The following is a 21,951-nucleotide window of genomic DNA, read 5'->3' on the forward strand; positions in this document are numbered from 1 at the left end:
AGCCATGGAAATCGTCATCCAGCCCGACTACGACCGCCTCTGCGACGAGGCCGCCGCGATGGTCTTCGAGGCGCTGGCCCGCAAGCCGGACCTCGTCCTCGGCCTGGCCACCGGCCGGACCCCGCTGGGCCTCTACGAACGCCTGGCGCGCCGCCCGGACGCCTTCGCCCGCGCCGCGTTCTTCAACCTGGACGAGTTTTACGGCCTCCCGCCGGCTCATCCGGCAAGCTTTCACGCCTATCTGCGGCGTCATCTGATCGACCGCGTGAAGCACGATCCGGCGCGCGTGCACCTCCTGCGCGGGGACGTGGCGGATCTCGACCGGGCTGCCCAGGAGTACGAGGACCGCATCCGCGCCGCCGGGGGCATCGACCTTCAGATCCTCGGCATCGGCCGCAACGGACACATCGGCTTCAACGAACCGGGATCCTCCCTCGGCTCCCGCACCCGCGCCAAGACCCTGGAGCCGGAAACCGTCGCCGAGTACGCCAAGTCCGGCCAGGAACTTCCGCGCTTCGCGATCACCCTGGGCGTGGGCACGATCATGGAGGCGCGGCGGCTGCTCCTTCTGGCCTCGGGCGAGAGCAAGGCGGAGATCATCCAGAGGATGGTGGAAGGGCCGGTCACCGCGGAGGTCCCGGCGTCCGCGATCCAGTTCCATCCGCGCGCCGTCGTCGTCCTGGACGAACCGGCCGCCTCCCGGCTCAAGCGCCGGGAGTACTACAAGTGGGTTTACGCGAACAAGTACCGCGTGGGCCAGACGCCCCCGGGAGCAGCGCCAACCCCGCCGCCGCCGCGAGGCTGAGCCCCGCGCCCGTCAGAAACGGCGCCCGCGGGGAAGCGGCCGTCCAGAGCCATCCCGCCAGCAGCCCCGCCGGAAGAACGCACAGGCCCTGCACCGTCGCCAGGATCCCGTACGCCGTGGCGCGCCGCTCCGGCGGCACGAGATCCGCCACGAGCGCCTTGCCCACGCCCTCCGTCAGTCCGTAGTAGACTCCGTAGAGGAGCAGAAGCGGAACCAGCGGACCCGCGTCCCGGGCGAATCCGAACCCGGCATAGACCGCCGCGTACAGGATCCACCCCGCGGCCAGGAACCGCCGGCGCCCGAATCGGTCCGAAAGCGCCCCCGCCGGCAGGGAAAAAAGGACGCTCATGAGGTTGAAGGCCGCCAGAAGGAGAAAAAGCTGCGGGAGGCTCATCCCCAGATCCGCCGCCCGCAGGATGAGAAAGGAGTCCGTCGAGTTGCCCAGCGAGAAAAGCACCGTGATCGCGATGAAGGTCCAGAAGGGCCGCCCCAGCGACGAGCCCGCCGCCGGGCTCTGCGGCGTCGGAGCGGGCAGGATCCGCCGGGCCGGCTCCCGCACGAGGCCCGCCAGGACCAGCGTGGACAGCCCCGGAACGACGATGAAGAGGACGAGGTTCCGGAACGTTCCCGCCGCCAGCGGCGCCGCCGGATCCTGGGAGAGCGCCACGATCAGGGCGCCCGCCACGAGGCTCACCATCGCCCCCGCGGGATCGAGCGCGTGGTGAAGTCCGAAGGCGCGCCCCCGCTCCGAAGGGGCGGCGGCGTCGGCGATGAGCGCGTCCCGGGGCGGGACCCGCAGTCCCTTGCCCACGCGGTCGAGGACGCGGACCAGAAGCACCTGCCCCCATCCGGCCGCAAAGTAGAGCAGGGGCTTCACCAGGTTCGAGAGCGCGTACCCGGCCAGCACGAAGGGCTTCCGGCGGCGGGCGCGGTCGGCCCACCAGCCCGTGACGATCTGAAGGAGCGTGGCCGCGGATTCCGCCGCGCCGTCCACGAGGCCCACGACGATCGGGGGCGCCCCCAGGACCGCGACCACATAGAGGGGAAGTGCCCCCTTAAGGAGCACTTCGCTGGCCACGTCGTTGGCGAAGCTCGCCAGGGAGAGAAGAACGACCGTCCGGGGAAACCCCCGGCGCGCGCGCGCCGCCGGAACCGCCGCCGCTTCCGCGGATTCGCTCACGGCATCCCCGCGTCCATCCGCTCCAGCTCCTCGGGCGTTACCGGCCGCTTGTGCTCCACCGCGTGACGCCGCACCAGGGGGAGGAGCCGCCGCGCGCGCTCCGGATCCGCGGGCCGCCCGCGCTCCCGCAGGACCGCCTCGATGGCGTGGCTTCCCGAATGCTTGCCCAGGACCAGGCGGCGCCGGCCGCCCACGTCCTCGGGCGCGAACGGCTCGAAGGTCCGTTCCGCCCGGAGCAGGCCCGCCACATGGATGCCCGATTCATGGGCGAAGACGTTGGAGCCCACGATCGGCTTCCACGGCGGCACGGGCACCCCGCAGGCGCGCGCCACCACGGCGCTCAGCTCCGGCAGGACCTGGAGATCCCACCCCACGTCGATCCCGTAGAGGTACTTGAGCGCCATCACGGTCTCCTCGAGCGACGCGTTGCCCGCGCGCTCGCCGATGCCGTTCACCGTCACGTGCGCGTAGGCCGCCCCCGCGCGGATCCCGGCCAGCGTGTTGGCCACGGCCAGGCCGAAATCGTTGTGCGCGTGGACCATGACCGGAAGCCCCGTGGCCTCGAGCACGCGGGAAACGAGCGCCGCATAGCGCTCGGGCGTGGCCAGGCCCACGGTGTCCGACATCCGCAGGCGGTCCGCGCCGCTGTCCCGGGCGACGCGCGCGTACTCCACGAGGAACGCCGGGTCCGCCCGGCAGACGTCCTCCGCCGAAAGCGACACGAACTCCGCGCGCGACCGGGCCCATTGTACCAGTTCCGACATCGTCCGAAGAAGCCAGGCCCGGTCCTTCCGCAAACCTTCCTCCAGGAGCTTGGAGGACGCCGGAAGCCCGATGTGCACGCAGCGCAGGCCCAGATCGAACGACTTCTCCAGGTCCTCGCGACGGCCGCGGTTCCAGCCCACCAGGCGCGCCCGGAGACCCAGGCCCACGATGCGGCGGATCGCCTCGGCTTCGTCCCCGTCCATCGCGGGAATGCCGACCTCGATCATGGGCACGCCCAGGCGGTCGAGAAGCCGGGCGATGGCCACCTTCTCTTCGACGCGGAAAGCGACGCCGGGGGCCTGCTCACCGTCGCGCAGCGTGGTGTCCTCGAGGATCGGCGTCGGCGGGGACGTCTTCGGGGTTTCGGGCGTCATGGCCGTTTCCTCCATGTTGGGGTTTTTCGATGAACCATTCCGGGGGCACGCGGACGAGCCGGTTGATCTCCTCCAGCGGGCTGATCATGGGTTCCACTTCGCTCAGAGTCTCGGCGCGGCGAAGCAGGCTCAGGACGGCCCGGCCGGCCCGCACCATGGCGCGCAAGAGCTGATTGGCGTAGACCACGGCGGCGAAGCCGGCGTCGGCCAGCTCCGAAAACGGGATCTCGGGATAGAGCGTGGGGACGGCGACCAGCGGCCGGGGGACCCGCCCGGAACGCGCGATTTCCCGCAACGGGGCGAAGGCGCGCGCGTGGACGAGAATCGCATCGGCCCCGGCGTCCGCATAGAGGCGGGCGCGGGCCAGGGCGTCCTCGGGCCCCAGGCCGGCGATCAGGGACTCCACGCGGCCGATGATGAGCGTGCCGTACGGTTCGGCGGCTTTCTTGGCGGCGGCGATTTTCGCGGCCATCTCGTCGGGCGCCACGAGCGTCCGGGGGGCCGACGCCCAGAGGCTGCACCGCTTGGGAAAGGCGTTGTCCTCCAGGCACACAGCCGCGGCGCCGGCGGCTCCGTACTCGCGCGCGGCCCGGGCGGCGTGGAACGCGTCGCCGAAGCCGTTGTCGCCGTCCACCACCACCGGGATCCCCACGGCGGCGACGGCGCGCCGGGCGGCCTCGGCGCTTTCGCTGAGGGTCACGAGGTTGGCGTCGGGGAGATCGAACTGGGCGGCCGCGACGCCGAAGCCGCTCAGCCACACGGCGGGGAAGCCGGCCTGTTCGACGAGGCAGGCGCTGAGGGCGTCGTGGGCGCCGCCCAGGCGGAGCGGACGTCCGGGGACAAGCTCCAGGCGGGGCCGGTCAGGGGTTCCGTTTCTCATGGGGTCTCCCTCCTTTGCGCGGAAGGGAGTCTAGAGGGCGGAACCTTAAAGCGACGTGAAGGCGGGCGAGGCGGCCTGCAGCTTCTCTTCGAGGCGCCGGAGGCGCTCGCGGGCGGGTCCGTTCCGGCGCTCGATTTTGCGGCAGGCTTCGAGCACCGTGGCGTGCCCGCGGCCGCCGAAGTGCTCGCCGATCTGGGCGAACGGCCGGCCGAGAAGCTTGCGGGCCAGGTAGAAGCAGGCCTGCCGCGCCTCGCACGCGGCCCGGGAGCGGCCGGGGGCGTAGATCTCGGTGACCTTGACGCCGAAGGTTTCGGCGGCGGCGCGGACGATGTCCGTGTACGTGAGCCCGAGGCTCCACTCGTTGAGGAACTCGGAGGCGACCGCCCGGGCGGCCGCCGGAGAGGGCGGATCGATCTCGAGAAGCCGCCGCAGGCAGCGGAGCTGATCGGCGTAGCTCGTGCGGACGAGGGACGCCAGGACCTCGAGCGCGGCGTCCGGGACTCCCCGGGGGGCGCGGCGCCGGAGGATCGCCAGGCCGGTGGCGGGGTCGGGGCGTTCGAGGACGGCTTCCTCGGCGCTCCGGAGGCGGGCGCGGAGGGGGCGGGCGAAACCCTCGAGGGCCCGGACAGGACGGTCGCTCGTGAGAACGGCCCGGGCGCCGCGATCGGAGAGGGCTCCCAGGACGTCGGCGAGGGCGGCCTGGGCGGCCTCCTTGCCGGCCAGGAGGTGGACGTCGTCGAAGAGGAGGGCGCCGGCCGTTCGGCATTTGGCCAGGAACGCCCGGAGGTGGTCGCGGTGGTAGGCCCACTGGAAGTGGCGGACGAACTGCTCGCCGGTGAAGTGAAGGGCCGGGCGGACGGTCAGTTCGCGGGCGACGGCGCGGAGAAGGTGGGTTTTCCCGAGCCCCGGGCCGCCGTGGAGGAAGAGGAGCGCGGGGGCGCGGGGGCCGCCGCGGGCGAAGGCGCGCGCGGCCTCCAGGGCCATGCGGTTGCCGGGGCCGGCGACGAAGGAGGCGAAGGTGCCGTCGGCGGGGGCGTCCTCGTCCGGCGGGGGGGAAAGCGGAAAGGAAGCCCGCTCCACCTGGAAGCGGACGCGGACCTTGCGGTTGGTGACGCGTTGGGCGGCCTGGGTGACGAGGTCCTTGAGCAGGGCTTCCACTTTGTCGCGCGCGTCCGTCGTGGAGAAGTGGAAGGTGAAAAGGTCCTCGTCCAGAAGGGCGGGGCGGGCGTGGCGGATCCAGCAGGCGTAGCGCTCGGGTCCCGCGCGGCGGAGGATCTCGGCGTTCAGGCGGCGCCAGATGTCGTAGAGCGGCCCCTTCATCGCTGGACGGCGGACGGAGGGCGACCGCATCGGAGGACGGTCGGGGGTTCCCCCTCTCCGGCGGCGTTCCTCTCTCCCGGGGGAAGTATACCACCGGGAGCCGGCGGGTCAACGAGGGGGCCGACCGACGACGATGGCGGAGTTGTGGCCTCCGAAGCCCAGGGAGTTCGACATGGCGTACTCGACGGCCACGCGGCGCTTTTCGTTGGGCACGTAGTCGAGGTCGCACTCCGGGTCGGGGGTTTCGTAGTTGATGGTGGGGTGGACGACGCCGTCGCGGATGGAAAGAACGGTGGCCACGAGTTCCGCGGCGGCGGCGGCTCCGAGGAGATGGCCGATCATGGACTTCGTCGAGCTGATGGGGATCTTGCGGGCGCGTTCGCCGAACGTCTTCTTGATGGCGGCGGTTTCGATCTTGTCGTTGAGGGGCGTGGAGGTCCCGTGGGCGTTGATGTAGGAGATCTGCTCGGGGCGGAGTCCGGCGTCCTTGAGGGCCAGTTCCATGGCCTTGGCGCCTCCGGAGCCGTCGGGGTCCGGGGCGGTGATGTGGTACGCGTCGTCGGTGTTGCCGATGCCGAGGACCTCGGCGTAGATCCGGGCGCCGCGGGCGCGGGCGTGTTCGAGCTTCTCGAAGACGAGGATGGCGGCGCCCTCGCCCAGGACGAACCCGTCCCGGTTCTTGTCGAAGGGGCGGGAGGCCTTCTCGGGCGCGTCGTTGCGGCTGGACAGGGCCCCCATGTTGGCGAAGCCGGAGAGGGACAGGTACGTCAGCGCCGCCTCGGTGCCGCCCGTGAGCATGACGTCCGCGTCGCCGTACTGGATCGTGCGGAAGGCGGTTCCCATGGCGTGGTTGGCCGACGCGCAGGCGGAGGCCACGCCCCAGTTGGGGCCGCCGAGCCCGAAGAAGATGGCGACGTTCCCCGCGGCGGCGTTAAGCATCATTTTGGGGACGAAGAAGGGGCTCGTCCGGGAGGGCCCTTTCTCCATGTACCGGCGGTGCTGGTCCTGAAGCTCGTGGAGGCCGCCGATGCCGCTGGCGACGATAGCGCCGCAGCGCCAGCGATCGAGCTTGGCGAAGTCCAGGCCCGCGTCCTTGACCGCCTGCCGCGCCGCCGCCAGGGCGTACTGTGAGAAGGGGTCCATCCGCTTGGCCTCCTTCTCGTCGATGTAGTCGGCCGGGTTGAAGTTCTTCACCTCGCAGCCGATGGTGACGGTGTGTCCGGAGGTGTCGAACTTGGAGATCTTGGCGGCGCCGCTCTTGCCGGACAGAAGCGCGTTCCAGTAGGTGTCGACATCGTTCCCGACCGGCGTGATGACGCCGAGGCCGGTGATGACGACCCTACTTCTTGTCACGGACGTTGTCCTCGATGTACTTGATGGCGTCGCCCACCGTCTGGATCTTCTCGGCGGCGTCGTCCGGGATCGACAGATCGAACGCGTCCTCGATCTCCATGACGAGCTCCACCTGGTCCAGCGAGTCGGCGCCCAGGTCGTTGACGAACGACGAATTGCGGGTGATCTTGTCCTTGGCCACGCTCAGCTGCTTGGACACGATGTCGATGACCTTGCTTTCGATCTCCGCCGTGGTCAACGCCATAGATCCTCCCAAAAACGTAGATTCGCCAGGGCGTCGGTGATGGGCGGCTAGTATAGGGACCGGGTCCGGCCAATTCAAGTCTAATTCAAGCCTCGGGAGGAGGCCCCGCCAGCTCGACGAGCACCCCGAAGGCGTCCCGCGGCCGCAGGAAGTTCACCCGCCGGCCGCCCGCCCCCCGTCGCGGGGCGTCCCACACCGGCTCGTACCCGCGCGCCCGAAGTTCCCGCGTCGCCTCCTCCACGTCCTCCACCTCGAAGCAGACGTGATGGAACCCCTCCCCGCGGGAAGCGAGGAACTTGGAAATCACCTCCTCGCCCGGAAGGGGCTCCAGAAGCTCCAGGACCGACTCTCCCGCCCGCACCTTGACGACCTTCAGGCGCATGTCGGCAAGCGTCTCCCGCGCCACGACCGGAAGCCCCAGGACGTCTCCGTAAAACGCGGCCGCCCGCTCCGCCGAACGGCAGGCGATCCCCAGGTGTTCGATCTTGCGGATCTTCACGGCCCCTCCCTTCGAAGCGCCTCTTCCTCGAAGGCGGCGAAAATCCGCTCCAGCGTCTCCCGGGGCGCCCGCAGCGGCCCCAGGAACGGAACCCACAGGGCCACCGTTCGCGCCAGGAGGAGGTGCCGCCCCGTCCGGGTCAGATGGATCGCATTTCCCTTGGGTTTCAGCCGGAATCCGAAATGCCGCCCCTGCGGAATCTCGGGAAGCGATTCCTTGGAGGGAAGAACCACGACCTGGACGGTGGCCCCCTCCGCGAGGTATCGGCGCACGACCAGCCGGTCGAGCGGCGGGGTCTCGAAGAGCGGCCGGGCGTCGGCGAAGAGAAGCGCCCGCGCGGGCTCGGCGTCCACCGTCTGAAGCTGCGCCTGAAGCCCCGCCGCCCGCCAGGCACGCAGCCAGGGGTCGCCGTCCCCGGAGACGTTGCGCTCGACGGCGGCGAACGCGCCATAGAAGAGACCCGCCAGAGCCAGACCCGAAAGCGCGATGCCCGCCAGAGGCCTCATCCCGGGCCCTCCTGCGGCTGGAAGCGTCCGTACCGTTCCTCGAGCGCCCGGCAGATCTCTCCCAGCGTCGCCCGCGCCCGCACGGCGTCGAAAACCGCCGGAACGAGATTTTCCTCCCGTTCCGCCGCCCGGCGGACCGCGTCGAGCGCCCGCGCCGCCGCGGCCCCGTCCCGCGCGGCCTTCCGCCGCGCCACGTCCCGGGCCCGTTCTTCCTCCACCCGCGGGTCCACCTTGAGCGTGCGCACCGCCCGCGGCGGCTCGGGCTCCTGATAGCGGTTCACCCCCACGATCACCCGCTCGCCGCGCTCGACCCGCCGCTGATCCTCGAGGGCGCTCTTCTCGATCTCCCGGCGCTCGTAGGCGAGGGCCTCCACCGCTCCGCCGCGCGACTCGATCTCGGCGATCAGGCGCCGGGCTTCGGCCTCCAGGCGGTCCGTTTCCGCCTCCACGTGCCAGGCCCCTCCCAGGGGATCGGCCGCGTCCCGCAGGCCCGTTTCGTGCGCGAGAATCTGCTGCGTGCGGAGCGCGAGTTTCGCCGCCTCCTCCGTGGGAAGCGCCAGAGCCTCGTCCATGGCGTTGGTGTGCAGCGACTGGGCGCCCCCCAGGACGGCCGCCAGCGCCTGATAGGTCACGCGGACCACGTTGTTGGCCGGCTGCTGGGCCGTGAGCGTGGATCCGGCGGTCTGCGCGTGGAAGCGCAGCATCTGCGCCCGCGGGTCCTTCGCGCCGAAGCGGTCCCGCATGAGGTGCGCCCACAGACGCCGCGCCGCGCGGAACTTGGCGACCTCCTCCAGAAAGTGGTTGTGGACGTTGAAGAAGAAACTCACGCGCCTTCCGACCGTGTCCGGATCGAGCCCGCGCCGGAGCGCCGCCTCCACGTAGGCCGCCCCGTGGGCGAGCGTGAACCCCAGCTCCTGGGCCGCCGTGGCCCCGGCTTCCCGGATGTGGTAGCCGGAAACGCTGATGAAGTTCCACGCGGGCAGGTGCCGGCAGCAGTGTTCGATCACGTCCACGGCGATCTTCATCGAGGGCCGCGGGGGATAGATGTAGCAGCCCCGCGCCACGAACTCCTTGAGGATGTCGTTCTGGACCGTGCCGCCGAGCTTCTCGAACGGCACCCCCCGGCGTTCCGCCACCGCCATGTGGAGGGCCAGAAGAACGATCGCCGTCGCGTTGATCGTCATGGAGACCGTGACCCGGTCCAGGGGAATGTCGCGGAAGAGCGTCTCCATGTCGTCGATCGAGGCGATGGAAACGCCCGCGCGGCCCACTTCGCCGCGGGCCATGGGGTCCCCCGGGTCGTAGCCCATCTGCGTGGGCAGGTCGAAGGCCACGGAGAGGCCCGTCTGGCCGTGCTCGAGGAGATACTTGTACCGGCGGTTGGTTTCCTCCGCGGTGGCGTACCCCGCGTATTGCCGGAACGTCCAGGGACGATCCGCGTACATCCGGGGGTGGATGCCCCGCGTGAACGGGAACTCGCCCGGCCGCGACGCGTCCATGATCGGAATTCTATCAAAAGGGCATCGCGGGGTCGCGGCGCCGCTTACTCCACCACGAAGAGAAGCTGGTCCTTTTCGACGGGTTGGCCGGCCCGCACGGCCACCTCCCGGAGGACGCCGTCGCGCGGGGCCGGGATCTCGTTTTCGAGCTTCATCGCGTCCAGGCAAAGAACCGGCTGATCCTTTCGCACCGCGTCTCCCGGCTCGACGAGAATCCGGGTGACCAGCCCCGGGATGGGCGCCCGCACCTCCGCGGCCCGCCGGGTCCCCCGCGCCGCCGCGGCGAGCGTCTCGGCGGGAACGGGCGCCCCGGCGCCGGCCAGCTCCACGTCGAACGGGACTCCCTCCAGGAGCACGCGCCCGCCGCCCCCCTCCCGCGGCTCCCATCCGAAGTCCACCCGCCGCTCCCCGAGGAGCGCCCGGACGAGGCCCGGACCGCCCTTTTCCAGGGAGACCTCCCGTTCGCGGTTCCCGGAGCGCACGATGTACCGGTCGCCCTCGGCGCGGACTTCGATCTCGAACTCCCGGTCCCCCACCCGCGCGCGGAACTTCACGTTCCGTTCTCCCGGAAGGCGAGTTTCCACGCCGAGAGGGAGCGGTCGCGGCCGTCCGCCGAGGGCGGCGGCGCCGCCGCCGCCGCGCGGCGGGCGCATTCGAGGACGGCGGCCAGACAGGCCGCGTCCTCCGCGCGGTCCGCGGTTTCCTCGTCCGGCGGGAACTCCTCCTCGACGAAGCGCGTGTGGATCCGGCCGGAGCGGAAGCGCGGGTCGTCCAGAAGCCGGCGGTGGAAGGGCACGGTGGTCGGCACGCCCGTCACGACGAACTCGTCCAGCGCGCGGCGGGCCCGCGCCCGGGCGGCCTCCCGATCGGGACCCCAGCAGACGAGTTTGGCCAGGAGCGAATCGTAGTAGACGGGGACCGGCATTCCCGGCGCCAGGTCCGCGTCCACCCGCACGAAGGGCCCGGCCGGGAGGCGCACGGACGTGACCGTTCCGGTCGCCGGCGCGAAGCGGCGCGCGGGATCCTCCGCGCAGATCCGCATCTCGATCGCGTGGCCGCGCCGGGGAACCTCCTCGAGCGGGACGGCCTCTCCCGCCGCGATCCGGATCTGCAGGGCCACGAGATCCAGCCCCGTGATCATCTCCGTGACGGGATGCTCCACCTGAAGGCGGGCGTTGACCTCGAGGAAGTAGAAGCGGCCGTCCTCGTCGAGGAGGAATTCGCAGGTGCCGGCGTTCTCGTAGCCGGCGCTCCGGGCCAGCTCGCAGGCGGTCCGGCCCATGCGCTCCCGCAGGGCGGCGTCCACGGCGGGAGAGGGGCTTTCTTCCAGGAGCTTCTGATGGCGGCGCTGGATGGAGCAGTCGCGTTCTCCCAGGTGGACGACGCGGCCGCGGCCGTCGCCGAAGATCTGGATTTCCACGTGGCGCGGGCGCGGGACGTAGCGTTCGAGGAAGATCGTGGGGTCGCCGAAGGACTGAGCGGCCTCGCGCGAGGCTTCGCGGAGGGACCGGGCCAGGTCGGCTTCCTCGCGCACGACGCGCATGCCTTTGCCGCCGCCCCCTCCGGCGGCCTTGAGGAGGATGGGGTATCCGTGGCGGGCGGCGAACGCGCGCGCGCGGGATTCGTCGGCGGGTTCCGACAGGCCGGGCACGACGGGGATGCCGAGGGCCTCGGCGGCGCGGCGGGCGGCGATCTTGTTTCCCAGCGCGCGCAGGGCATGAGGCTTCGGACCGATGAAGACGAGTCCCGCGGCGGCGCACGCCTCGGCGAAGTCGGCGTTCTCGGACAGGAAGCCGTATCCCGGATGGACGGCCTGGGCGCCCGAGCGGCGGGCGATTTCGAGGAGGGCGTCGAGGCGCAGGTAGCTTTCCCGGGAAGGCGGCGGCCCGAGGCGGTAGGCTTCGTCGGCCTGGGCGACATAGCCGGCCCAGCGGTCCGCGTCGCTGTAGACCGCGACCGTGCGGATGCCCAGCTCCCGGCACGTCCGGATCACCCGCAGGGCGATTTCGCCCCGGTTGGCCACGAGGATTTTGCGGAACACGGCCGGTCAGGACCCTATCATGCGCCGCCCCGCCGTTCAAGCCCGGAGGGATTTCTAAAGCGGAATGTTCCCGTGTTTGCGGGGCGGGTTGCGGTCGCGCTTGGTCCTGAGGAGCGCCAGGGTCCGGATCAGGCGCGGGCGCGTCTCGGCGGGCTCGAGAATGTCGTCGATGTATCCCCTCTGGGCGGCGAAATAGGGGTTGGCGAACTTCGCCCGGTAGTCCGCGATCAGCGCCTCGCGCGCGGCCCGGGGGTCGGGCGACGCGTCGATGTCGTCCTTGAAGATGATGTTGACCGCTCCTTCGGGACCCATGACGGCGATTTCCGCCGTGGGCCAGGCGAAGTTGAAGTCCCCCCGGATGTGCTTGGAGCTCATGACGTCGTACGCCCCCCCGTAGGCCTTGCGGGTGATCACGGTGATCTTCGGGACGGTGGCCTCGCAGTAGGCGTAGAGGAGCTTCGCCCCGTTCCGGATGATGCCGCCGTGCTCCTGGGCGACGCCGGGAAGGAACCCGGGGACGTCCTCGAAGGTCACGAGGGGAATGTTGAACGCGTCGCAGAAGCGGATGAAACGGGCGCCCTTGACGGAGGCGTCGATGTCGAGGCACCCCGCCAGATGGGCCGGCTGCTGCGCGACGATTCCCACGGGGCGGCCGTCGAGGCGGGCGAACCCCACGATGAGGTTCCGGGCGAAATCGCGGTGCGTCTCGAAGAAGGAGTCGCGGTCCACCACCGCGGCGATGACCTCCTTCATGTCGTAGGGCTTCTGAGGGTTCTCCGGGACGATGGAGTTCAGGCGCGGCTCGCGCCGGGCGGGGTCGTCCGCAGGCGGGACGGCCGGCGGCTCCTCGAGGTTGTTCGAGGGCAGGTACGAGAGGAGTCTCCGGATGGAGCGGAAGCATTCGGGCTCGTCGGCGGCGGCGAAGTGGGCCACGCCGCTTTTCTCGTTGTGCACCGCGGCGCCTCCGAGTTCCTCGAAGGTCACCTGCTCGCGGGTGACCTCCTTGATCACGTTCGGCCCGGTCACGAACATGTAGCTCGTCCCGCGGACCATGAAGACGAAGTCGGTGATCGCCGGAGAGTAGACGGCGCCGCCGGCGCAGGGGCCGAGCACCGCCGAGATCTGCGGGATGACGCCGCTGGCCAGGGTATTGCGCAGGAAGATCTCGGCGTATCCCCCCAGGGCGTCCACCCCTTCCTGAATCCGGGCGCCGCCGGAGTCGTTCAGACCCACGACCGGAATGCCGAGCTTGAGGGCCAGATCCATGATCTTGCAGATTTTCCGCGCATGGGCCAGGCCGAGCGAGCCGCCCAGGACGGTGAAATCCTGCGCGAAAACGGCGACCGGACGGCCGTCGATGCGGCCGAAGCCGGTGACCACGCCGTCGCCGGGAAACTTCCGGCGCTCCATGCCGAAGTCGGTGCAGGAGTGTTCGACAAAGGCGTCGATCTCGTCGAACGAGCCTTCGTCCAGGAGGAGGTTCAGCCGCTCGCGCGCCGTAAGCTTGCCGGCGGCGTGCTGGCGGGCGGCCTTCTCCGGTCCGCCGCCTTCGAGGGCCTGACGACGCCGCTCACGCAGCCGGGAAAGGGGGTCGTCGGCCATACGGCCATGATATCGGGCGGCCGGGAGAACACAAGCTTCGGAACCCGCCCTACGGCTGCTGAAGCTGGGCCTTGAGCCGTTCGAAGTCCTGCGCCGCCCGGCGGCCCGCGCGGGTGCCGTCGCAGGCGCGCGCCAGGTCCCGGTACGCCGCGGCCGCCCGGGCGAGTTCGCGGCGGTCGGTTCCCGCCTCCTGCTCGAGGCGCGCGACCAGCCGGTACCGCGCCGACGCGTCGTGCTCCCGCCGCACGACGGGATCCCGCAGGAGTTCCGAAAGCGACTTCTGAACCGCCGCGCGCGTCCGGGGATCCATGCCCCGGGAGCCCTCGCTCTCGAGAAGATCCGCTAACGCCTGTGCGCGATCGACCGGATCGGCGATCGACAGGATCCGGGCGTGACGGGCCTGGAAGAAGCGTCCGAGCGCGGCGGCGGTTTCGGGACCGTCGGGCACGCGGGCCGCATCGATGAAGTGGACGAGATACCGGAGGGGAGGATCCGTTCCGAGGATTTCGACCCGGAAGAGGGCGTCGTGAGCGAGGGTGAGGTCCAGGGGGCGGAAGATGATCGCCGGGCCGCTGCCGAAGCCGCCGCGGTCCACGTTCACCGAGTCGACCCGGAGGGGGGCCCCGCGGGGGGCGAGCCGGCCGTCCACGGGAACGACGGTCACCTCCACGCGGTCCGGGATGCGGAATTTCGCGGGGTGGGGAGAGACGCTCCAGGCGCGGCGGGGGCCGGAGAAGCCCGAGAAGAATTCGAGCGGCATGAAGCCGCGGGCGGGATAGGCCACGAAGTCCCAGTCCGGAACGGACGCGCGGGACGCGTCGTGCGCGTACATGGCGGCGTACCGGCCGAACGCGCCGAAGCCGCTGGAGCCCATCGCCGGATTGAGGATCCACCGGCGGTGGCCCACCCGGGCGATGTTGCGGGCGTCGGAGTCGTCCATCCAGCCGTCCACGCACTCGCGGGGGGACGTTCTTCCGGCGAAGAGATTGCACTCGGCGGCGCCTTTGCGGCCCCGTTCGTATTCGCGGTCGGTGACCCCGGGGGGGCGCGGCGGCTCGTGGGTCAGCCGGTCGAGCCGGGCGCACAGAAAGCTCGCGTAATAAGCCAGCTCCGCCTGCTCCGGATTCCACTCCAGGTCCTCGAAGGGCACGCCGCAGAGGAACCGGTACTGCTGGAGGCGCGCGATGAATTCATCGGGGATCGAGCCGCGCTTTCCCGCCAGCGCTCCGAGGATCGCCTTGATCTCCGCGGCCGTTCTCGGATACGAGGGGGGATTCTCCTGGAGGGCCGCCGCGGGCGCCGCGGGGAGAGCCCCCAGAAGAACCGCGCCGAGAATGCGTTTCACGAAAGAACGCTCCTTTTCTTTACTCTACGTTCGGGAGCGTCAATAGCGGATCGACAGAATCGTGCGGCCGTGGCCCCAGCGGGATTCCACGTGGTGAACCAGGACGGTCTCGCCGGCCGCCAGACCCAGCGTGTCGCCGTCCTTGAGGACGGGCCCCTGGTCGATCAGGTAGTGCGCCGTGTTGAAGGCGGCCGCGTAGACCTCCTTGAACGGGCGCCGCGACCGGCGGATTTCGAGGTCCGGCAGGCCGAACTCGGCGAGCCCCGTGGTGAAGAGCGTGAGGGTGTCCTCGCTCTCCCGGAAGATCCGAAAATCGATCCAGAGTTCCAGAGGGAGGCTGCCGCGGCTCATCTCGCGGGCCCGGTCGAGGAAGGGCTCGGGCGCGTGGACGACCATGCCGCCGGGCCAGAGCAGGCCGCACGCCGTCGGGCCCGCAGCGGAGGCGACCGCGCCGGCGAGCGCGGTCAGCCAGAGCCGCCGGGTGACCGCGTCCGCCGGGCCGCCTCCGAGGCCCGCGATGACGTGCGCGCGATGGGCCTTCATCGCTTCGGCGGCCTGCGGCCAGTACCAGGCGGTGGCGCACGGCCCCTTGAGGCTTTCCCACGGGATGGGGGACGGCACGAAGGAGAGCGCCCCGCGTTCTCGGTCCAGTTGGAACGTGACGGCCGAGGCCCGGGGGGCGTGTTCCTGCGGAGCGGGAACGTCGGGCCACTGCCGGGCGAGAGCCGCGAAGATGTCGCGGTCGGAAGGAAAGGCGGCTTCCCGCAGGGCGATCATCGCCATGGCGAAGGGGCGATCGGCCGGGCGGGGCGGGGATCCGGAGGCTTCGCTCATGGCGTGCTCGGGTCGCGCGCCGGTCGTTACATCGCCATCCCGCCGTCGACGACGAGGACCTGGCCGGTGACGTACGACGCCAGGTCGCTCGCCAGGAAGAGCACCGCGTGGGCGATCTCGGAGGCCTCTCCCATGCGTTTGAGCGGGATGTTCTGGACGGCCTGCTCGAGGGTTTTGGGATCGACTTTCGCGGCCATGTCGGTGCGGACGAAGCCGGGGGCGACCGCATTGACGAGGACGTTCCGGGCCGCCAGCTCGCGCGCGGCGGTCTTGGTGAGGGCCACGAGTCCCGCCTTGGCCGCCGCGTAGTTGGCCTGTCCGGCGTTGCCGAGAAGGCCGGCGACGCTGGAAATGTTGATGACGCGGCCGGCCTTGGACCGCATGAGGTAGCGTCCCGCGGCCTTGATGAAGAGGAAGGGCGCCTTGAGGTTCGTATCGAGGACCTGGTCCCAGTCTTCCTCCTTGATCCGAAGCAGCAGGTTGTCGCGCGTGATCCCGGCGTTGTTGACCAGGATGTCCAGACCGCCGAAGCGCGCGGCGGCCTTCTCGACGGCCTCTTCGATTTCGGCGGGGCGGGAGACGTCGCAGCGCAGGGGAAGGGCGTTCGGTCCGAGGAGGCCGGCGACCTCCGCCAGGAGCGCTTCGTTCGTCGCCACGAGCGCCACGTTCGCGCCGGCCCGGCCGAGGGCCAGGGCGATTTCGCGGCCGATCCCGCGGGAGGCGCCGGTGACCAGCGCGGTCCGGCCGGCCAGATCGATCTTCATGAGGACACTCCTTCGATCGAGACGACGTGGGCCTTCTCGTCGATTCGCCGGACGAGGCCCGCCAGGACCTTTCCGGGGCCGAGCTCCACGTAGGTCTCGGCGGCGATGGCCCGGATGGTGTCTTCCCAGAGAACGGGGCGGGTGATCTGGACCGCCAGCGCCTGCCGGATGTCCTCCGGGTCGACGAGGGGTCGGGCGCTGACGTTGGCGTAGACCGGGATCCTCGGGCGGGAGATCTTCACGGATTCGAGTTCCCGCCGCATCTTCTCCTGCGCGGGGGCCATAACCACGGAGTGGTAGGCTCCGGCCACGCGCAGGGGGACGGCGCGCTTGGCGCCGCGTTCCTTGCAGCGGGCGACCGCGCGCTCGAGGGCGGCGTTTTCCCCGCTGATGACGATCTGTCCGGGGGCGTTGAGGTTGGCGACGCCCACGTCCCCCTGGCCGCGGCAGGCCTCCTCGACGGCGGCGCGGTCGAGTCCGAGGATCGAGACCATGCCGGAAGGGGTCCGGTCGCAGGCTTCCTGCATGTAGCGCCCGCGGCGCTCCAGCAGGCGCACGCCGTCCTCGAACGAGAGGGAGCCGGCGTAGACGTGGGCGGTGTATTCGCCCAGGGAGAGTCCCGCCGCCGCCTCCGCCTCCGGCAGGCCGCGGGCGCGGGCGACCTCCAGGCAGGCGATGCCGTGCACCAGAAGCGCCGGCTGGCAGCGATCCGTGCGGTTGAGTTCCTCGGCGGGTCCTTCGAACGAGACGCGGGCGAGGTCGAAGCCGAGGATCCGGCCGGCCCGTTCGTAAAGCTCCCGCACGCGCGGAAAGGCTTCCGCCAGGTCCTTGCCCATGCCCACGGTCTGGGCGCCCTGCCCGGCGAAGAGATAGGCGGTCTTTACCATCGGAGAATCACCGTTCCCCACGTGAGGCCCGCGCCCATCGCGCTCAGGACGATGAGGTCGCCCCGCCGGATCCGGCCGGCGCGGACCGCTTCGTCCAGGGCGATCGGAATGGAGGCGGCGGACGTATTGCCGTAGCGGTCGATGTTCATGACGACGCGGTCCATGGGGAGCGCCAGGCGCTCCGCGACGGCCTCGATCATGCGGGCGTTCATCTGATGGGGGATGAAGGCGCGGATGTCCTGGACCGTCAGGTCGCAGGCGTCGAGCGCCTGGCGGATGATCTCGACGAATTTGGGGACCGCGAACTTGTAGACCTCGCGGCCCTTCATGTGGATGAACTGGAAGCCTTTCTCGAGGGTCTCGGGGGTCGTCGCCAGCGCGGTGCCGCCGGTGGGGACGATGATCAGGTCCTCCAGGCGGCCGTCGGCGCCCGTGCGGGCGTAGAGGATGTCGCTCTCGTCGTCGGAGGGTCCCAGGACGACCGCTCCGGCGCCGTCGCCGAAAAGGACGCACGTGGTGCGGTCCTTGTAGTTGGTGATGCGGCTGAGTTCCTCGGCGCCGATGAGCAGGCACCGGCGGGACTGGCCCGCGGCCACCAGCGCCCGTCCGAACGCCAGGCCGTACGCGAAGCCGCTGCAGGCGGCGATGAGGTCGGAGGCCCCGGCGTTCCAGCATCCGAGCGCCTTCTGCACGTAAACGGCTGTGGGGGGGACGATGCGGTCCGGGGACGACGTGGCCACCAGGAGCGTGTCGATCTCTTCGGGGCGCGTGCCGGAGGCCTCGAGCGCCCGCCGGGCGGCTTCGGCGGCCAGGGCGCTCGTGGGCTGGTCCGGGGCGGCCACGCGGCGCTGGCGGATGCCGCTGCGCTCGACGATCCAGGCGTCGGACGTCTCGACGATCTTTTCGAAGTAGGCGTTGTCGAGGATCTTCTCGGGCGTATAGGCCCCGGTGCCCAGGATCTTGACCTTCATTCGCCTTCCTTGGACCAGGTGAACCACTTCGTGAACCACTGGCTCCAGAGGCTGAGCTTGTGGAGCTCCTGGACGATGTGGTCGTTGAGCTTGCCGCGGATGAATCCCGCGGTGAGCTTGATGGCGTTCGTGATGGCGCGGGCGCGCGAACGGCCGTGGGCCTTGATGACGATGCCGCGCACGCCCAGGACGGGCGCTCCGCCGTATTCGGAGTAGTCGAGCTTCTGGCTGGCCTTCTCGACGCCCCGGCGGACGTCGGGGCTGGCCGCCAGTCCGTTGGAGAACTGCTTCAGAAGGAATCCGCCGAGGCCCTCGGCGGTTTTGAGCATGAGGTTTCCGACGAAGCCGTCGCAGACGACCACATCCGCCTTTCCCGCGAACATGCCGTGCGGCTCGATGTTGCCCACGAACTCGAAGTTGAGGTTCGACTTGTCGAGGTAGCCGTAGGTTTCGCGCTGAAGGTCGGTGCCCTTGCGGGCTTCTTCGCCGATGTTGAGGAGACCCACGCGGGGCCGCTGGATCTCGGGGCGCAGGTAGCGCACGTAGACGGAGCCCATGACGGCGTACTGAACGAGGTGGACGGCGCGCGCGGCCGGATTGGCGCCCGCGTCGATCAGGGCGCAGATGCCCCCTTCCGTGGGGATCGGGACGGCGATGCCGGGGCGCTTGACGCCTTCGAGGTTGCCCAGGCCGAAGACGGGGACGATCGCCCCGCCCACCAGAGCGCCGGTATTGCCCGCGGAAATCACCGCGTCGGCGTCGCCCCGCTTGACCAGGCGCAGCGAGACGCGCAGGGAGGAATCGGGTTTGCCGCGCAGCGCCCGCGCGGGTTCCTCGTCCATGCCGACGACCTCGGAGGCATGGATGATCTCCACGTTGGAGGGAAGGGAAGGGCGGGACAGACGGTCCTTGGGGCCCACGACCAGAAGGCGGGCCTCGGGGAGTTGAAGGGCGGCCTCGAGCGTCCCCGCGACGATTTCGTCGGGGGCGTGGTCTCCCCCCATTCCGTCAATCGCGATGCGCATCGGTCTCGGGGCGGGCGGCCGCGACCTACAGCTTCTTCATGTCCACGACCATCTGGCCCTTGTAGTAGCCGCACGTGCCGCACACGCGGTGGGCCATCTTGGGCTGGCTGCATCGGGGACAGATGGAGAGGTTCGGCACGTGGACGTGATCGTGCGACCGCCGGTGTCCGCGCCAGGAGCGGGCGAGCTTACGCTTCGGATTCGGCATAAAAAGCGCTCCGGGAATCCCGGGAACAGAGCGCAAAGTGTAGTGAAAGGTCCGGCGATTTGCAAGAAAAATGCCGGTCAGGCGCCCAGACGCTCGCGCACCAGCCGCTCGAAGGCTTCGAAGCCCGCCGGGACGCGCGAGGGATCCCCGGCTCCGGCCTGGGCCTGAAGCTCCCGCCCGCCGCCTCCGCCCCCGGCCGCGCGGCCGACTTCGCGCGCGAGGTCCCCCGCCTTGAGCCCCTTGGATCGGACGAGATCCTCCCGTACGCCGATCACGAAGGCGGGTTTCTCGCCCCCGCCGGCCAGGATCGCCGCCGCCAGCCCCTTCTTGCGGATGAGCCCGTCCATGATCCGGCGCAGCTCCTCGACGCTCGCGTCCGGGATCTGGTGCACGGCCACCTTCTCGCCGTGGACGTCCTTCGTGGGAACCTCGTCGGAGCCGGCCCCGCCCGTTCCCGCGCGGGACTTGAGCCGCTGGATCTCTTCCAGGAGCTTCTGCACCTTGCGGGGCACGTCCGCCCGGGGGCTCTTGAGAAGCCGCGAGAGCTCCTCGAGCGCTTCCTCGTCGCGGCGCAGGAGGTCCAGAACCCGCGGGCCGGTGACCGCCTCGATCCGCCGCACGCCGCTGCCGATCGACGATTCGGCGACGATCTTGAGCACCCCGATCGTGCCCGCGTGTTCGAGGTGGGTGCCGCCGCAGAGTTCCACCGAAAGGCTCGGCCCCACGGTCACCACGCGGACGCGGTCGCCGTACTTCTCGCCGAAGAACATGAGGGCGCCGCGCGCGCGGGCTTCCTCGAGGGGCATCTCGACTTTCGAAACCGCGTGGTCCGCCAGGATCACCGCGTTGGCCCAGTCCTCGACCTTGCGGATCTCCTCCGGCGAGAGGGCCCGGTAGTGGTGGAAGTCGAACCGCAGGCGGTCGGGTTCGACGACGGATCCGGCCTGCTGGACGTGGGATCCCAGAACCGCGCGGAGCGCGGCGTGCAGGATGTGGGTCCCCGTGTGGTTGCGCATGATGTTGAGCCGCCGCTCCGAGTCGATCCGCGCGGCGACTTTGCGGCCGGCGCGCAGCGTCCCGCGCGTCACGCGCCCCAGGTGGACGTGGTAGCCGTCCGGTTTCTTGCAGTCTTCGATTTCGACGGCCAGGCCGTCGGCTTCGAGCCACCCGGCGTCGCCCACCTGGCCGCCCGACTCGGCGTAGAAGGGGGTTCGGTCGAGGATCACCGCCACGCCCGTCCCCGCGGGGGCCTCTTCCACGAGCGTCGAGGCGTTGAGAAGCCGGGTGAAGGCGGGAAGGTCCTTCCGGGAAGCGTCGTATTCGGCTCGGTCGGGCAGCCGCAGGATCCGCAGGACCGTCGCTTCCTGCGGCTCGCTCAGGCGCGGGATCGGGATCGCGTAGCCCAGGAATTCGGTGGGCGGGACCTTTTCTTCCTTGACCCTGGCGAATCCGCCCTGGCCGAAGATGTCGCCGGAGAACATGTCCGGCTTGCTCCGGGCGGCCTCCCGCCGCCGTTCGAACCCGACCCGGTCCACCTTCAGGCGGTGATCCCGAAGGATCTGCTCCGTCAGCTCGATGGGGAAGCCGTAGGTGTCGTAGAGCTTCCAGGCTTCTTCGGCGGGCAGGACGTCCTTGCCCTCCCGCCGGAGGCGTTCGACGGCCTCGCCGATGAGGGCGTTGCCCTTCTCCAGGGTCTCGAGGAACTTGTTCTCCTCGCCGCGGATGACGTCTTCGACGAACGGCCGGCGTTCGACGAGGTACGGATAGGGCTTCTTCATCGCCTCGACGACGGCGGGGACGAGGCGGTGGAGGAAGGCCTGGCGATGGCCGAGCTGGACGCCGTCGCGCAGCGCGGTCCTGAGGATGCGGCGCACCACGTAGCCGCGCCCCGTGTTGCCGGGCAGGGCGTTGTCGGCGATGCAGAACGCGAGGGCCCGGACGTGGTCGGCGATCCGGCGCAGGCGCGACGCGGGTTCGGTTCCCGGCACGTAGGGGGTGCGCAGGAGGTCGGCGGCGGCACCGATGATGATCTGGAAAATGTCGGTTTCGAAGTTGGAGTGGACGCCCTGGAGGACGGCGCCCCAGCGCTCCAGGCCGGCGCCCGTGTCGATGTTCTTCTGGGGCAGGGGGGCGAGCGTTCCGTCCTCCTGCCGGTCGAACTGGGTGAAGACGAGGTTCCACAGCTCCACCCAGCGGTTGCAGCCGCAGGTGACGTCGCAGTCGGGGGATCCGCAGCCGTACTTGGGGCCGAAGTCGTAGTGGATCTCGCTGCAGGGGCCGCAGGGGCCGTTGGGACCCTGGCTGGGGGCGTTGGCCGGCCAGAAGTTGTCGGCTTCTCCGAGCCGGTGGATCTTGCCCGCGGGGATGCCGATCTCTTCGTTCCAGATGCGGAAGGCCTCGTCGTCGTCCTTGTACACGGTGATGAAAAGGCGGTCGGAGGGGATTTCGAGCTCCCGGTTCAGGAGCTCCCATGCCCAGGCGATCGCCTCGCGCTTGAAGTAGTCGCCGAAGGAGAAGTTCCCGAGCATCTCGAAGAAGGTGTGGTGGCGGCTGGTGCGGCCGACGCTCTCGAGGTCCCCCGTGCGGAGGCACTTCTGGCAGGTCGTGGCCCGGCGGAAGGGGAGCGTCCCCCGGCCCAGGAACATGTCCTTGAACTGGTTCATGCCCGCGCCGGTGAAAAGCAGCGAGGGGTCGTTCGAGGGCACCAGGGAGTCCGACGGGTAGACCGTATGGCCCCGCTGCCGGAAGAATTCGAGATAGCGTTCCCGGATTTCGTCGATCTTCATCGTCGGGGGCGGTGGATTATCGGAGGCCTTCGAAGGCGTGTCAAGGGCGAAGGGCCGCGCCGC

Annotated in this window: 21 protein-coding genes; 1 reads left to right on the forward strand and 20 read right to left on the reverse strand. The window is 70.3% G+C overall.

What is annotated here, in order from left to right; translation table 11 throughout:
• Positions 1-4 precede the first annotated feature (4 nt).
• A complete protein-coding gene (locus VNO22_05730; protein ID HXG60850.1) occupies positions 5-805 on the forward strand; it encodes a glucosamine-6-phosphate deaminase in 801 nt (266 codons plus the stop codon).
• Here VNO22_05730 and VNO22_05735 read toward each other — a convergent pair.
• From VNO22_05735 to alaS, 20 genes are all read right to left on the reverse strand, one after another.
• Positions 705-1,985 (reverse strand): MFS transporter, encoded by a 1,281-nt coding sequence (locus VNO22_05735; GenBank protein HXG60851.1) that lies wholly within the window; start codon positions 1,983-1,985, stop codon positions 705-707. The genes VNO22_05730 and VNO22_05735 overlap by 101 nt on opposite strands.
• Positions 1,982-3,124, reverse strand: coding sequence for a homocitrate synthase (gene nifV / locus VNO22_05740; protein HXG60852.1), 1,143 nt, complete (start codon positions 3,122-3,124; stop codon positions 1,982-1,984). The genes VNO22_05735 and nifV overlap by 4 nt, the downstream gene beginning before the upstream one ends.
• Positions 3,054-4,004, reverse strand: a complete 951-nt coding sequence (locus tag VNO22_05745; GenBank protein ID HXG60853.1) for an isocitrate lyase/phosphoenolpyruvate mutase family protein — start codon at positions 4,002-4,004, stop codon at positions 3,054-3,056. Before VNO22_05745 ends, nifV begins: the two co-directional genes overlap by 71 nt.
• A gap of 45 nt (positions 4,005-4,049) precedes the next feature.
• Entirely contained in the window at positions 4,050-5,354 is a 1,305-nt protein-coding gene (locus VNO22_05750) for a DnaA/Hda family protein (GenBank protein HXG60854.1), read from the reverse strand.
• 78 nt (positions 5,355-5,432) lie between these two features.
• Positions 5,433-6,677 (reverse strand): beta-ketoacyl-ACP synthase II, encoded by a 1,245-nt coding sequence (fabF, locus tag VNO22_05755; protein HXG60855.1) that lies wholly within the window; start codon positions 6,675-6,677, stop codon positions 5,433-5,435.
• Positions 6,664-6,921 (reverse strand): acyl carrier protein, encoded by a 258-nt coding sequence (acpP, locus tag VNO22_05760; protein HXG60856.1) that lies wholly within the window; start codon positions 6,919-6,921, stop codon positions 6,664-6,666. The genes fabF and acpP overlap by 14 nt, the downstream gene beginning before the upstream one ends.
• Before the next feature lie 85 nt (positions 6,922-7,006).
• Positions 7,007-7,420, reverse strand: a complete 414-nt coding sequence (gene mce, locus VNO22_05765; protein ID HXG60857.1) for a methylmalonyl-CoA epimerase — start codon at positions 7,418-7,420, stop codon at positions 7,007-7,009.
• A complete protein-coding gene (locus VNO22_05770) occupies positions 7,417-7,926 on the reverse strand; it encodes a hypothetical protein (GenBank protein HXG60858.1) in 510 nt (169 codons plus the stop codon). The genes mce and VNO22_05770 overlap by 4 nt, the downstream gene beginning before the upstream one ends.
• Positions 7,923-9,425 carry a methylmalonyl-CoA mutase family protein gene (locus VNO22_05775; GenBank protein ID HXG60859.1) on the reverse strand — a complete coding sequence of 501 codons (1,503 nt, stop codon included), beginning with the start codon at positions 9,423-9,425 and terminating at the stop codon, positions 7,923-7,925. Before VNO22_05775 ends, VNO22_05770 begins: the two co-directional genes overlap by 4 nt.
• Positions 9,426-9,469: 44 nt before the next feature.
• Positions 9,470-9,979: a biotin/lipoyl-containing protein gene (locus tag VNO22_05780; protein HXG60860.1), complete on the reverse strand. Its 510-nt coding sequence runs from the start codon at positions 9,977-9,979 to the stop codon at positions 9,470-9,472.
• Entirely contained in the window at positions 9,976-11,466 is a 1,491-nt protein-coding gene (locus tag VNO22_05785; protein HXG60861.1) for an acetyl-CoA carboxylase biotin carboxylase subunit, read from the reverse strand. The genes VNO22_05780 and VNO22_05785 overlap by 4 nt, the downstream gene beginning before the upstream one ends.
• A 54-nt stretch (positions 11,467-11,520) precedes the next feature.
• The gene (locus tag VNO22_05790; GenBank protein ID HXG60862.1) at positions 11,521-13,068 is read right to left on the reverse strand and encodes a carboxyl transferase domain-containing protein; all 1,548 of its coding nucleotides are present in this window, start codon (positions 13,066-13,068) and stop codon (positions 11,521-11,523) included.
• 49 nt (positions 13,069-13,117) lie between these two features.
• Positions 13,118-14,413: a CAP domain-containing protein gene (locus tag VNO22_05795; GenBank protein HXG60863.1), complete on the reverse strand. Its 1,296-nt coding sequence runs from the start codon at positions 14,411-14,413 to the stop codon at positions 13,118-13,120.
• A 39-nt stretch (positions 14,414-14,452) separates the two neighbouring features.
• The gene (locus VNO22_05800) at positions 14,453-15,247 is read right to left on the reverse strand and encodes a DUF4261 domain-containing protein (protein ID HXG60864.1); all 795 of its coding nucleotides are present in this window, start codon (positions 15,245-15,247) and stop codon (positions 14,453-14,455) included.
• Positions 15,248-15,273: 26 nt separating this feature from the next.
• A complete protein-coding gene (fabG, locus tag VNO22_05805; protein HXG60865.1) occupies positions 15,274-16,011 on the reverse strand; it encodes a 3-oxoacyl-[acyl-carrier-protein] reductase in 738 nt (245 codons plus the stop codon).
• Positions 16,008-16,898, reverse strand: a complete 891-nt coding sequence (gene fabD / locus VNO22_05810) for an ACP S-malonyltransferase (GenBank protein HXG60866.1) — start codon at positions 16,896-16,898, stop codon at positions 16,008-16,010. The genes fabG and fabD overlap by 4 nt, the downstream gene beginning before the upstream one ends.
• Complete coding sequence (locus VNO22_05815; protein ID HXG60867.1) at positions 16,892-17,869, reverse strand: beta-ketoacyl-ACP synthase III; 978 nt, start codon at positions 17,867-17,869, stop codon at positions 16,892-16,894. The genes fabD and VNO22_05815 overlap by 7 nt, the downstream gene beginning before the upstream one ends.
• Positions 17,866-18,894, reverse strand: a complete 1,029-nt coding sequence (gene plsX, locus VNO22_05820) for a phosphate acyltransferase PlsX (GenBank protein ID HXG60868.1) — start codon at positions 18,892-18,894, stop codon at positions 17,866-17,868. The genes VNO22_05815 and plsX overlap by 4 nt, the downstream gene beginning before the upstream one ends.
• A gap of 25 nt (positions 18,895-18,919) precedes the next feature.
• A complete protein-coding gene (gene rpmF / locus VNO22_05825; protein HXG60869.1) occupies positions 18,920-19,102 on the reverse strand; it encodes a 50S ribosomal protein L32 in 183 nt (60 codons plus the stop codon).
• A 77-nt stretch (positions 19,103-19,179) separates the two neighbouring features.
• The gene (gene alaS / locus VNO22_05830) at positions 19,180-21,888 is read right to left on the reverse strand and encodes an alanine--tRNA ligase (protein HXG60870.1); all 2,709 of its coding nucleotides are present in this window, start codon (positions 21,886-21,888) and stop codon (positions 19,180-19,182) included.
• Positions 21,889-21,951: the final 63 nt, after the last annotated feature.

Source organism: Planctomycetota bacterium (assembly GCA_035574235.1).
Taxonomy (GTDB): domain Bacteria; phylum Planctomycetota; class MHYJ01; order MHYJ01; family JACPRB01; genus DATLZA01.

Excerpts from the sequence above, each read along its gene's own strand:
- VNO22_05730 (HXG60850.1), top strand. The coding sequence starts at position 5 with ATGGAAATCGTCATCCAGCCCGACTACGACCGCCTCTGCGACGAGGCC.
- nifV (HXG60852.1), bottom strand. The coding sequence starts at position 3,124 with ATGACGCCCGAAACCCCGAAGACGTCCCCGCCGACGCCGATCCTCGAG.
- VNO22_05745 (HXG60853.1), bottom strand. The coding sequence starts at position 4,004 with ATGAGAAACGGAACCCCTGACCGGCCCCGCCTGGAGCTTGTCCCCGGA.
- VNO22_05750 (HXG60854.1), bottom strand. The coding sequence starts at position 5,354 with ATGCGGTCGCCCTCCGTCCGCCGTCCAGCGATGAAGGGGCCGCTCTAC.
- acpP (HXG60856.1), bottom strand. The coding sequence starts at position 6,921 with ATGGCGTTGACCACGGCGGAGATCGAAAGCAAGGTCATCGACATCGTG.
- VNO22_05770 (HXG60858.1), bottom strand. The coding sequence starts at position 7,926 with ATGAGGCCTCTGGCGGGCATCGCGCTTTCGGGTCTGGCTCTGGCGGGT.
- VNO22_05775 (HXG60859.1), bottom strand. The coding sequence starts at position 9,425 with ATGGACGCGTCGCGGCCGGGCGAGTTCCCGTTCACGCGGGGCATCCAC.
- VNO22_05790 (HXG60862.1), bottom strand. The coding sequence starts at position 13,068 with ATGGCCGACGACCCCCTTTCCCGGCTGCGTGAGCGGCGTCGTCAGGCC.
- VNO22_05800 (HXG60864.1), bottom strand. The coding sequence starts at position 15,247 with ATGAGCGAAGCCTCCGGATCCCCGCCCCGCCCGGCCGATCGCCCCTTC.
- fabG (HXG60865.1), bottom strand. The coding sequence starts at position 16,011 with ATGAAGATCGATCTGGCCGGCCGGACCGCGCTGGTCACCGGCGCCTCC.
- fabD (HXG60866.1), bottom strand. The coding sequence starts at position 16,898 with ATGGTAAAGACCGCCTATCTCTTCGCCGGGCAGGGCGCCCAGACCGTG.
- VNO22_05815 (HXG60867.1), bottom strand. The coding sequence starts at position 17,869 with ATGAAGGTCAAGATCCTGGGCACCGGGGCCTATACGCCCGAGAAGATC.
- plsX (HXG60868.1), bottom strand. The coding sequence starts at position 18,894 with ATGCGCATCGCGATTGACGGAATGGGGGGAGACCACGCCCCCGACGAA.
- rpmF (HXG60869.1), bottom strand. The coding sequence starts at position 19,102 with ATGCCGAATCCGAAGCGTAAGCTCGCCCGCTCCTGGCGCGGACACCGG.
- alaS (HXG60870.1), bottom strand. The coding sequence starts at position 21,888 with ATGAAGATCGACGAAATCCGGGAACGCTATCTCGAATTCTTCCGGCAG.